The following is a 12,378-nucleotide window of genomic DNA, read 5'->3' on the forward strand; positions in this document are numbered from 1 at the left end:
AATTTGTGCTTGGTTGCGAATTAAGTGAGGAAAATATGAGTACAGTCGAAGAGCGCGTTAAGAAGATTGTTTGCGAACAGCTGGGCGTGAAGGAGTCTGAAGTTCAGAGCACATCTTCTTTCGTAGAGGATCTGGGCGCCGATTCACTGGACACCGTTGAGCTGGTCATGGCCCTCGAAGAGGAGTTCGAGACCGAGATTCCCGACGAAGAAGCTGAAAAGCTCACCAGTGTTCAGGATGCGATCGACTACATTGTCGCGCACACCTGATACTCAGACAGATTGAAAGCCAAGCAGAAGCCGTCCTTATTCGAGCAATAAAGGGCGGCTTTTTTGTTCGCGTCCGCGTGATAGTCTCGGTATTGGCCCAGGCGTCGTCTGGGATATTACAGCTGTCGGACGTCGGGCTCCCTTCTTCCGCTGGTGCTGCGTTCACAAAGCGTGTCACAAAAGCGTCATTGGGTTTTGCGATAAACCGCTGACGCCTTAAGCTGACTGCCTGAGCCGGATGTAGCCGTTCTGCGCCCCGTATTGGGTTGATGCTTTACGGAAACGGCAATTAACCAAAGATAGCGTTGCCTGATTTCTGCAAATAATTAAAGATCAGACAACAGATGCACAACGATAGGTGAAGGAATAATGTCTGGACGACGTGTCGTAGTCACCGGTCTCGGTATGGTGTCTCCCGTAGGAAATGACGTGGCTTCCTCCTGGGAGAGTATCTGTGCCGGCAAGAGCGGTATCGGTCCGATCGATCGGTTCGATGCGGCCGATTTCAATACCCGCATCGGAGGCGCCATCAAGAACCTGGACCTCGAGCAATACCTCAGCGTGAAAGATGCGCGCAAGATGGATGCTTTCATCCACTACGGTATTGCAGCTGCATCCCAGGCGGTGGCGGATAGCGGGCTGGATGGCGAAGATGCCTGTGACCTGGATCGCGTCGGTATCGCGATCGGTTCCGGCATTGGCGGCCTCGAGTTTATCGAAAGGAATGTCCTGACGCTGGAGGAAAAGGGCCCGCGTAAGGTTTCGCCTTTCTTCGTGCCGGCGTCCGTCATCAACATGGTTGCCGGCAATGTGGCCATCAAGTTCGGGTTCAAGGGTCCGAATATCGCGATTACGACGGCCTGCACCACAGGTACCCATAACATCGGCTATGCCGCGCGTACCATCCAGTATGGGGACGCTGACGTGATGCTGGCCGGTGGTTCTGAAATGGCGACCACGCCCACCGGCGTTGCTGCCTTCGGCGCGGCGAGAGCCCTGTCCACCCGTAACGACGAGCCGGAAAAAGCCAGTCGTCCCTGGGACAAGGATCGGGATGGATTTGTTTTGAGCGACGGCTCGGGTGTGCTGGTTCTGGAAGAGCTCGAGCATGCCAGGCGCCGTGGCGCGACGATCTATGGTGAAGTGATCGGGTTCGGCATGAGTGATGATGCCCACCACATTACGGCGCCTTCTGGTGAGGGCGCCCAGCGCTCCATGCGCAATGCGCTGCGGGATGCGGGTATCGATCTGGCGGAGATCGGCTACATCAACGCCCATGGCACCTCCACCTCTGTAGGCGATGTGGCGGAAGTGGACGCGGTGAAAGCGGTTTTCGGCGATCATGCCCGTAAACTGGCGATCTCCAGTACCAAGTCGATGACCGGTCACTTGCTTGGTGCCGCCGGCGCCGTTGAGGCCATCTTCTCGCTGCTGGCACTTCGGGACGGTATCCTGCCGCCGACCATCAACCTGGACAATCCAGAGGATGGCTGCGACCTGGACTTCGTTCCTCACCAATCCCGCAAGGCTGATGTGCATGCGGCCCTTTCCAACTCCTTCGGTTTCGGGGGCACCAACGGCACACTGATCTTCCGCCGCTACGAGAACTGATCGGCGTCATGGTCGAGTGTATCTGGGCCGACCAGCAATCGCTTCCCGCGGATGATCGTGGCCTCGCTTACGGGGATGGTCTTTTCGAGACCATCCGCGTTCACAGCGATCAGCCGACCCTGTTTGATTATCATGTCCGACGTTTGTTCCAGGGCGCTGAACGCTTGTCGATCTCCCTGGCGTTCGATGACATTGTCGATACGATACAGGCGGCCGTCGAACGCTACGGTAATGCCGATGACTGGATACTCAAGATCATCCTCACCCGCGGCACCGGTGGGCGAGGCTATCGCCCGGATCCAGCGTCCCGGCCGCGAATGATTGCGAGTCGTCATGTTCTGCCGCCGGTACCCCAGGCGGGTATCGCGGTCAGCACATCGGAATGCGTGCTTACGGTCGATCCATTGCTGGCGGGGCTGAAGACGTTGAATCGCCTGCCCCAGGTGCTTGCCAGCCAGTCGATGCCGGACTGGGCGTACGAGGCGCTTATGACCAGTGGCCATGGCGACTACCTGGAAGGCACCAAGACCAACCTGTTTGCCCGTCTGGACGACCGATGGGTGACACCACCGGTGGAACAGCTGGCCGTTGCTGGCGTGGCTCGTCAGGCTGTGATCGATTATCTGGATTCGGCAGGGGAGCCTATAGACTATCGCGCCATCACGCCTGATGACCTCAGGCACACGGATTTCCAGGGCCTGGCGATTACCAACAGTATTTTCGGCGCCATTCCGGTCGCGGAAATCGACGGGCTGAGGTTGCCTACGGGTCCCTGCCTTGCCAAAATCCGGTCCTTCCTTGCTGAAGCCCTTGGCTTCTGATTTCGCCTAAACGAACGGTTCCTTATCTTGCTTAAACGACTTCTTCTCGTCTCCATTCTCGGGCTCGTCCTGTTGGCCAGTGGCTCAGCGCTCTGGCTGTGGCAGGGGCTTCAGACACTAAAAGAGCCCGTTGACCTGCCAGAACCCGTGTTGTTCGACGTCGAGCAAGGCAGCGCGTTCAACTGGGTGGCTACCAAACTGGAGCGTGAGGGCCTTGTCGAGGATGCGTTGTGGCTGAAGATCTGGGGTCGTCTCAACCCTGATCGCAATGTCATCAAGGCAGGAACCTATGAGTTCGTGCCGCGTGAGACCCCGATAGCGATGGTGGGTAAGATGGTGCGGGGTGATACCAAGACCTGGTCGGTACAGTTCATCGAGGGCTGGCGCTTCAGCGAGCTACGGGCGGCGTTGGCGAAGCAGTCGCACCTCGAACACCTTACCAAAGAGCTTACCGACGAAGAGATCATGGCGCGCCTGGGCAAGCCGGAGCAACACCCGGAAGGACGTTTCTTCCCCGACACCTACGTATATACCGGGAAGGAGACTGACCTGGATATCCTGCGCCGGGCCTACCAGCGTATGGAAGGTATCCTGACCGAAGAATGGCAGGGCCGCGCAGATGGGCTGCCTTACGAGACGCCGTATGAGGCGCTCATCATGGCGTCCATCGTCGAGAAGGAAACGGGCGTTCCCGACGAACGTGGTCAGATAGCCGGCGTTTTTGTCAGGCGGATACAGAAGGGGATGCGGCTACAGACCGATCCGACCGTTATATACGGGTTGGGTGAGGACTATGATGGCAACATCACGCGCAAACACCTGCGCACCACAACGCCGTACAATACCTATCGTATCTCCGGTTTACCGCCCACGCCGATCGCGTTGCCCGGCCGTGATGCGATCCACGCCTCATTGCACCCGCAGCCAGGAACCTCGCTCTATTTCGTCGCCCGCGGCGATGGTTCCCATGTATTCTCCGAGACGTTCAGCGAGCACCAGAAAGCCGTGCGGGAATACCAGTTGCAACGACGCTCCGATTACCGCTCGTCACCGCAGGCTCAACCGTAGGCGGTCCGGCGAACGCCCCAATGGCAGACTCTATGAAACGCGGAAACTTCATTACGTTTGAAGGCACCGAAGGTGTCGGCAAGTCCACCCAGCTCAAGCATGCCGAGAACTGGCTCCGGTCCCACGACATCGACGTTGTCGTCACCCGTGAGCCCGGAGGAACGCCGCTGGCCGAGAACATTCGTGAACTGCTGCTGGCTCCGCGGGACGAACAGGTCGTCGACCTCACTGAGCTGCTACTGATCTTCGCTGCCCGCGCCCAGCACCTGAACACGTTGATCCTGCCGGAGCTCAATGCAGGGCGGTGGGTGCTGTGTGATCGCTTTACCGATGCCACCTATGCATACCAGGGCGGGGGGCGCGGGGTGTCACGCAAGCAGATCGCGATCCTGGAAAACCTGGTCCAGGATGCCCTTCGGCCCGATCACGTCATCCTGTTGGACGCACCGGTTGAAGTCGGTATGGCGAGGGCAAGGAAACGCGGTGAACTCGATCGCTTCGAGCGTGAGACCGTGGCCTTTTTCGAGCGCATCCGCAGCACCTACCGTGAACGGGCAGTTTGCTGGCCTGAACGTTATCACGTGCTCGACGCGGCGCAATCGATCGAGGCGGTCACGGAAAGTCTGTCCAGAACCCTGCAATCCATCCTCGACGTCCACGTTGCCGACTCCTGACCTCAGCTGACAGTTCATGCCGAACCTGTCTAACGGGTCATTAGATTGTCTGCTACGCTTTTCAAGTGATCAAAAAATAACCGCATACGCATCCGGTCGGCGCAAACCGGATGTTCCCTCGCGCGCGAATGCCAATCGTGACCAATGTCGGGCAGCCGGATTGCTCGCGCACCTTGCAGTCCGTGAAGCGCTTGGAGGAAAGGCAGCCATGTCCAAAGCTATCATCGTCTGCTGTGACGGAACGTGGAACCGGCCGGAGACCGAAGCCGAAAGGGTGGAGCCGTCCAACATCCTCAAGTGTACGCGAGCCTTGAAGGCGCACTCAGGGCGCCGGGACCAGGTCGTCTACTACGACGAGGGCATCGGGACTGCAGGTGGCCTGGATCGATGGCTCGGCGGTTTTCTCGGGGTGGGGCTCTCAGCCAATCTCCTGCAGGCCTACCGCTTCATCGCCAATAACTGGGCGCCCACTGACGATATATACCTGTTGGGATTCAGTCGGGGGGCGTACACGGTGCGCAGCCTGGCCGGATTCATCCACGTTATGGGGCTGATGGCCAAGTCAGAGATGCGGCACCTGCCCCAGGCCTACCAGTGGTATCGGGCGGAGCCCGGCCCGGACCGCGACAAGCTGCCCCAGGCCCCCTTGGTCGAGGAACTTCGGCAGACGAGTCGGCGTATTCCGGTCCGGTTTCTTGGCGTTTTCGATACGGTTGGGGCCCTGGGGATACCGGTGCCGGGACTGCGGCGGCTGTCGCGCCCCTGGGTGGGGTTTCACGATACGCAGTTGTGCGACTCGGTATCCTACGCGGTCCAGGCCCTTGCCATCGATGAGCGTCGTGCGCCTTTCCAGCCGGATCTCTGGACACATGCCCAGGATGCGAGCGAACAGCAGGTTGAGTCTGTGAACCGACGAACCCTACAGGTCTGGTTGCCCGGTGTGCATAGCGACATAGGCGGCGGCTACCCGAGCACCGGCCTATCCGACCTGGCGCTTCAGTTCATGATCGCCCAGGCCAACCAGCATGGACTGGAATGGCAACTGGGCAATATCTTTTCCAGTGATCCGGACGATAGAATCCACGCGCCGCTGAACGACAGCTATAGCCTGGCCTACCGCGCTTTCGGCGAGCATCTGCGACCTATTGGCGGCCTACAGCGGGAGCAAGCGGGGCTGGAGGTGTCCGTCAGCGAGAAGATCCATATCTCTGCAATGAACCGCCTGGAGGGCGGCGGCATGTTCGATAACCGCCGCAATCTCGAGACGGCGCTCGAAGATGGGGCGCCGGTCTTCCATGAGCGGCGTCACCTTAGACTGAAAGTGCCGGAGAGCCTTTCAGTGGCGGACATGCCGGATGTCGGCGAGGTTTGCACGCTCGTGAATATGTCCGAATCCGGCGCGCGCCTGCACTACAGCGGCAACGGCGCTGTGAGTGAAGGCGCTTCCTTGCGGCTTCGGCATCCACGCATTGGCGATCGGAAGGCTCGAGTCAAGTGGTGTCTGGGTAATGAGGTTGGTGTCGAATTTGCAGCGTAGTTAACGGGGGTAGCGAATGGCAGGATTCGATGCCGGGCACGCGGGGTGGTAGCAACCACACAGGGTCCGGGTGAATCTAGCCTGCGCATGTGTTTAAATAGGCGACAATTCCAGTGACGGCCATATTTCCACCTATGCTCAACGCCCGAGTCCTGAAGCTGCCTGAGAATGCGGCCCAGCATACCCATGAACATCATCAGGTGGTGATCGGTCTGCAGGGAAACTCGGGGCTCGCGGGGCAGGGTTGGGGCGTCGACCTCGATAACCGCAGGGCCTGCCTGGTGCCCACCGAAACCCGGCACGACTATTTCGGCAACGATATCAACCATGTGTTGGTGATCGACCTGGACCGTGCGGCACCCGCCCTGTCCAATCCGCAGCACCATGACTATGATCGTCTGGCTCCTCTGTTCGATCGACCGCAACACCTGGATATGGATACTCGCTTGCAGAGCCTGATCCATCTGTGTGCATCGGAGTTGAACCAGGCCCCGGAAAATCGTTCCCTGCATGAACATTTTGCCACCGGCATTGTCCACTGCCTGTCCAATCGCCTGAGCGAGAGATATCGGTTCAGTCGGCGCCGGCCCCAGACTTTTGATGTGGCGGCGATCCGACGTTACATCCATGCCCACCTGCACCAAAAGATCACTATCAGGGACCTGGCCAGTGAGGCCTGCCTCAGTGTCAGTCGGTTTCATGAAACCTTTCGTGAGATGACTGGCGTCAGCCCTCATCAATATGTCATCCAGGTGCGACTGGAGCAGGCGGTCCGTCTGCTTACGACGACGTCACTGTCAGTATCCGAAATCAGCTACCGAAGCGGCTTTTCCTCACAGAGCGCCTTTACCAATGCACTCCGAAAACACAAAGGTATGACGCCGGCGAAAATGCGTTTGGAACAGTCAGTTGTGACCGTTGAGTGAACTGGGCCGGTGTATAGAGTGAATTCCCGCAGGATTCTGCAAAAAAATCGGAGAATTCTGTAACTCGGGCATCCGTACTAATACTAACCTATACCGTTCGATGAACTCCCGCCCCTGTAACCGCCAGGGTCGCAGAGCACTCAGTGTTGTCTATAGTGAATGGGGGAGTCGAACGGATAGCCGCCGGAACACGCCGGCCGTTATTCATCGAAGTCAAAAAGAATGTGGCAATCAATAAAAATCAGGCAGTCAACAAGAACAACGGCGCACGCACAGGTTTATAACGCCGCTATATATCGCGGGTTAGAAACAACTGTCGCTGTCCCAGTGAGCGGATGTGATCCGACTCGTATAAAACCGGAGGAGTCGTATGGCTAGTGGTGTTTGGATAAGTCTATTCCTTTACTTTGCGCTAATGATCGTCATCGGTCTTTACGCAATGCGCAGGTCCACGTCTTCTTCGGAAGATTACATGCTGGGTGGGCGCAGGCTCAGTCCCAAGGTCGCGGCGCTTTCAGCTGGTGCGTCGGATATGAGTGGCTGGCTTCTGCTGGGCCTTCCGGGGGCCTTGTATGCCAGTGGCCTGGCTTCCGCCTGGATCGGCATCGGTCTGTTTGTCGGTGCGTTTATCAACTGGATAATCGTGGCCCCGAGGCTGCGTGAGCAAACCGTCCACTACGGTAATGCGCTAACCATTCCCGCCTTCCTGGCCAACCGTTTCCCCACCAAGGCGCTTCCGCTCAGGACGGTATCGGCTATCGTTATCGTATTGTTCTTCGCGGTCTATACCGCGTCCGGCCTGGTCGCAGGTGGCAAACTGTTCGAGAGTGCCTTTGCCGAGATCATCAATGTCGGTGGCATGAGCGACTATGCGGTTGGCATTGTCATCACGCTGGGTGTGGTTCTTGTTTACACCGTGGTCGGGGGCTTCCTGGCGGTGAGCATGACCGATTTCGTCCAGGGTTGTATTATGATGTTGGCCTTGGTCGTCATGCCTGCCGTGGTGTTGTTTGGCGAAGGTGGCGGCGGGTTTGCCCAGGCATCCCAGACCCTGAATGAAGTCGATCCGACCTTACTCTCCTGGACGGAGGGGCTTACCTTCATCGGCTTCCTCTCTGCAGTGACCTGGGGCCTCGGCTATTTCGGCCAGCCCCACATCATTGTTCGCTTCATGGCGATACGTTCGATAAAGGATGTTCCCACTGCCCGAAACATCGGCATGTCATGGATGGCCATCTCGCTGATCGGTGCCATCGCCCTGGGTGTATTTGGCCGTGCCTATGCGGTTCGTAACGGGCTCGACGTGGAAGACCCCGAGACGATCTTTATTGTCCTTTCAGAGCTGCTCTTCCATCCGCTAATTACCGGCTTCCTGTATGCAGCGCTCCTGGCGGCCGTCATGAGTACCATCTCAAGTCAATTGCTGGTGTCGTCTTCTTCGCTGACCGAGGATTTCTATCGCCTGTTCCTGCGTAAGGAAGCCACGGACCGGGAGTGTGTCAATGTTGGCCGGGCATGCGTGGTCCTGGTCGGTCTTGTCGCCGCTGTTATCGCCTCTGATCCGGAATCCCAGGTCCTTGGGCTGGTCAGTAATGCCTGGGCGGGTTTCGGTTCCGCATTTGGCCCGTTGATCATCCTCTCGCTCATGTGGAGCCGGATGAACGGCGCCGGTGCTGTAGCCGGCCTCATCGCAGGCTCTGTGACGGTCATTATCTGGATCGCCCTGGGTTGGAACTCCAGCTTCATGGGTGGCCCGGGCGTTTACGAGATTATCCCAGGCTTCATCGTCTCTTGGATCGCCATCGTGGTTGTCAGCCTCGCGACGGCCGATGCCAGTGAGTATCAGCCGATCCAGCGGTAATAACCGGTGGCGCGTTGCGCCCAATGGTTGCTTAAAAACTGACGAGCAGTAAAAGAAAGGGGCTCCTTCGGCAGCCCCTTTCGCGTTTGATAAGAACGTTTGACCGACGACAGAGTCGGCCCCAAAGCATCTACTTATGTCTTATCCGCCAAACATGGCGCCCCTTCCGGTTTGTGGCTATCCTCATTTGCTGTGATGTTGAATCACCTGGATCCAACAGCGCGACCTCTCGATTCCAAATCGCCTGAACAATAAAACGCAGACAATAACAACGCTGTCGACAAAGGAGGCACGGGAAGACCATGGATAAGCGCCAGTTTATCAAAACCGCCATCAGCGTGGCTGCAGCGGCCGTACTCGGTTTCAATGGACCCGCCTACGCCGAGGAAAGTAACCAGAAAAGCAATTACGTCATGGGCACTGCAACCACGGGTGGTACCTACTACCCGGTAGGTGTGGCCCTGTCCACACTGATCAAGGTGAAGCTGGAGCCCTCCACCGGTATTTCCGTTTCCGCGATCAGCTCGGCCGGCTCTGGCGAGAACCTAAAACTGATGGATGAAGGCCAGGCGCAGTTCGGCATTCTCCAGGGGCTCTATGGCGCGTGGGCATGGAAGGGGACCGGTCCGGTACCCAAGGCCTACAAGAACCTGCGTTCGGTCTCGATGCTGTGGCAGAACGTCGAGCACTTCGTCGTTCGCAGCGGGCTGGCTGAAAGCGGCACCATGTCGGACATGGAAAACCTTTACGGAGAGACATTCTCTATCGGTGCCCGCAACTCCGGTACAGAAGGCTCTGGCCGTTACATCCTGGGTGCACTGGACATCGATCTGGACAAGATCGAGATGGCTTACCTGGGTTACGGCCCCAGTGCCGACGCGTTGCAGAACGGTAACATCGATGGCATGAACATTCCCGCGGGCGTGCCGGCCTCTGCCGTTACCCGCGCCTATGCCAACATGGGCGGCGATATCACCACGCTCGATGTAACGGATGAACAACTAAAGCAGATCAACAGCGAGTTCGAGCTGTGGTCGCCGTATACCATCCCTGCAGAGACTTATCCCAACCAGGCCAAACCGATCAATACGATTGCACAGCCGAATATCCTGGCCGTGCGGGCAGATCTGCCGGAGGAGGACGTCTACCAGATCGTCAAGACGATGTACGCCAACCTGCCGTTCCTGAACAATATCCACCCGGCGACCAAGGCAATGGCCCTGGAGAAGGCCATTGCCGGATTGCCGATGCCGCTACACCCCGGCGCTGCTCGTTTCTATCGGGAAAAGGGTCTGGAGATTCCGGATAGGCTGATCGCCAAGTAATGCTGGACATTCCTTCCACCTGAAACCGGGGCCGGCAACTTGCTGGCCCCGTTCTGCTTGGGGTTTCCTGTGAGTAAGACTGAGCAAACGTCTGCTGGTACCAACAACGATAACCCGGATAACAGCGCGGCCCTGGAAAAGATCCGGGATGAGAGCAGTACCGAGGCACCCGAACGCCTTGAGCATCCTGTTATCGGCCGCAGTATTTTCCTTTTGGCGATTGTCATCGCCGTAAGTCATCTCTACTTCAATACCTTCTCCACCCTGTCAGAACTCTGGACCTCCGCACTTCACTTCGGCCTGTTCGGTCTATTGTGCGCGCTGGCCATGCCGATGGTCCGCAGCACGACACCATCAACCCAGCGCTGGGTCTTTGGCGTCGACCTGTTCCTGGGGCTTGCTGCCCTGGGTTGTGCTCTATACCTGATCGGTTTCGAAGACGCCCTTTACGCGCGGGGCGTTACCTTTTCCACCATGGACTGGGTCGTATCGATTACGGCCGTCGTGCTGATTCTCGAATTCGCCCGCCGCACCACCGGCTGGTTTATACCGGTCTTGTGCATTGTCTCGCTCACCTACGTGGCTTGGTGGGGCAAGTATGTCGAAGGTTTGTTCAATTTCCCCGGACTGAGTTGGGAGACGGTGTTGTTTCGCTCCTATATGGGCGGGCAGGGGATGCTGGGTTCAATCGCCCGGATATCATGGACCTACGTCTTTATGTTCATCCTGTTCGGCGCGTTTCTGGTCAAGTCGGGCGCCGGGGATTTCATTATCGACCTGGCCCGCTGCGCCGCCGGGCGATTTGTCGGCGGGCCAGGGTTTGTCGCGGTGTTTTCTTCTGGGTTGATGGGGTCGGTCTCCGGTTCGAGTGTGGCCAATACGGTGTCCACCGGTGTGATCACGATTCCGTTGATGCGAAAGGCCGGGTTCCCCGCCCGCTTTGCGGCGGGTGTCGAGGCTGCGGCCTCGACCGGTGGCCAACTCATGCCGCCGGTGATGGGCGCGGGGGCGTTTATCATGGCGTCCTACACCCAAGTGTCTTACCTGACGATCATCGGCGTGGCGGCCTTGCCGGCGCTGCTATATTTCCTGTCCGTGGCCATGTTCGTACGCATCGAAGCCAAGCGCAGCCACGCAGTGAAGCTAGAGGATGAGTACACGCCAACCCTAAAGGAAGTACTCAAGGACGGGTGGCATTACCTCTTGCCTCTTGTCGTTCTGATAGCGGCGTTGGTCTACGGCTTCACCCCCACCTATGCGGCGGGTATCGCGATCCTGTCGGTGGTGGCTGCGTCCTGGCTGTCGTCCAAGCCTATGAAGCCGAAGGATATCCTCGACGCCATGGCGCTGGGTACGCGCAACATTATCACCACCGCCATCCTGCTGATTACGGTCGGGCTCATCGTGATGGTGGTTTCGACCACAGGCATCGGCAATACCTTCTCGCTAATGATTGCTGACTGGGCGGGCGGCAGCCTATTAGTGACGATTATCCTGGTAGCACTGGCCTCGCTGATCCTCGGCATGGGGCTGCCGGTCACTGCGGCCTATATCGTGTTGGCGACTCTGTCAGCACCCGCCATCTACAACCTCATTGCCCAGAGCCAGCTGCTGGACCTGATGAACAGCGGCAACCTGCCGGAACAGGCCAAAGCCGTATTCATGCTAGCGGCGCCGGACCAGGTTCAGTTACTGAACGCGCCCATGGATAAGGCGACGGCGTTGCAAATGCTGGCTGCGGTGCCTGACACGTTCAGTTCGCAGTTGCTGGAGCAGGCGCTGTCGCCCCATGCGATTACTATGGCGCTGGTGTCGGCGCACATGATCATCTTCTGGCTCTCGCAGGATTCCAACGTTACACCGCCAGTGTGCCTAACCGCATTTGCCGCCGCAGCCATCGCCGGCACACCGCAGATGCGTACTGGCTTTACGGCCTGGAAGCTGGCGAAGGGTCTATACATCGTGCCTTTGCTCTTTGCTTACTCGCCGCTGATTTCCGGCGATTTCGAAGAGATGCTTCGCGTCTTCATTTTCGGTCTTTTCGGTATCTATGCCATTATTGCCGGCCTCGAGGGCTTTCTGGAACATCGTCTCGGCTGGTCGTTACGGTTACTGATGTTTCCGGTGGGTGCGCTGATGCTCTGGCCGCACGGCATGCTCTGGATTGACGGCGCCGGGCTTGTGGTTTTCCTGGTTCTACTGGTCTGGAGTAGCCGCAAGGGGAGGGTAGCGCCCGCCACCGTATAGCCCGGACAGCCCCAAAGGGATAGCCTGAGAAGGAGGAAT

The 12,378-nt window shown here is 58.2% G+C and carries 10 protein-coding genes; all 10 read left to right on the top strand.

The window, feature by feature from the left end; all coding sequences use genetic code 11:
• Positions 1 to 35: 35 nt before the first annotated feature.
• The gene (gene acpP / locus RE428_RS09845; protein ID WP_004581833.1) at positions 36 to 269 is read left to right on the top strand and encodes an acyl carrier protein; all 234 of its coding nucleotides are present in this window, start codon (positions 36 to 38) and stop codon (positions 267 to 269) included.
• 369 nt (positions 270 to 638) lie between these two features.
• Positions 639 to 1,880: a beta-ketoacyl-ACP synthase II gene (gene fabF, locus RE428_RS09850; protein WP_004581834.1), complete on the top strand. Its 1,242-nt coding sequence runs from the start codon at positions 639 to 641 to the stop codon at positions 1,878 to 1,880.
• 8 nt (positions 1,881 to 1,888) lie between these two features.
• Entirely contained in the window at positions 1,889 to 2,701 is an 813-nt protein-coding gene (pabC, locus tag RE428_RS09855; protein WP_004581835.1) for an aminodeoxychorismate lyase, read from the top strand.
• 27 nt (positions 2,702 to 2,728) lie between these two features.
• Entirely contained in the window at positions 2,729 to 3,769 is a 1,041-nt protein-coding gene (gene mltG / locus RE428_RS09860) for an endolytic transglycosylase MltG (RefSeq protein ID WP_227500234.1), read from the top strand.
• A 32-nt stretch (positions 3,770 to 3,801) separates the two neighbouring features.
• Positions 3,802 to 4,443, top strand: a complete 642-nt coding sequence (gene tmk, locus RE428_RS09865) for a dTMP kinase (RefSeq protein WP_004581837.1) — start codon at positions 3,802 to 3,804, stop codon at positions 4,441 to 4,443.
• Positions 4,444 to 4,651: 208 nt separating this feature from the next.
• A complete protein-coding gene (locus RE428_RS09870) occupies positions 4,652 to 5,980 on the top strand; it encodes a phospholipase effector Tle1 domain-containing protein (RefSeq protein WP_004581838.1) in 1,329 nt (442 codons plus the stop codon).
• 113 nt (positions 5,981 to 6,093) lie between these two features.
• Positions 6,094 to 6,906, top strand: coding sequence for an AraC family transcriptional regulator (locus RE428_RS09875; protein ID WP_227500235.1), 813 nt, complete (start codon positions 6,094 to 6,096; stop codon positions 6,904 to 6,906).
• A gap of 370 nt (positions 6,907 to 7,276) precedes the next feature.
• Positions 7,277 to 8,767: a sodium/proline symporter PutP gene (gene putP / locus RE428_RS09880; RefSeq protein ID WP_040882630.1), complete on the top strand. Its 1,491-nt coding sequence runs from the start codon at positions 7,277 to 7,279 to the stop codon at positions 8,765 to 8,767.
• A gap of 302 nt (positions 8,768 to 9,069) precedes the next feature.
• On the top strand, positions 9,070 to 10,092 hold the full coding sequence (locus RE428_RS09885) for a TAXI family TRAP transporter solute-binding subunit (protein WP_004581841.1): 1,023 nt from the start codon (positions 9,070 to 9,072) through the stop codon (positions 10,090 to 10,092).
• 69 nt (positions 10,093 to 10,161) lie between these two features.
• On the top strand, positions 10,162 to 12,339 hold the full coding sequence (locus RE428_RS09890; RefSeq protein ID WP_227500236.1) for a TRAP transporter permease: 2,178 nt from the start codon (positions 10,162 to 10,164) through the stop codon (positions 12,337 to 12,339).
• The last annotated feature ends 39 nt before the right edge of the window (positions 12,340 to 12,378 follow it).

The sequence above is a fragment of the Marinobacter nanhaiticus D15-8W genome (assembly GCF_036511935.1).
GTDB classification, from domain to species: Bacteria; Pseudomonadota; Gammaproteobacteria; order Pseudomonadales; family Oleiphilaceae; genus Marinobacter_A; species Marinobacter_A nanhaiticus.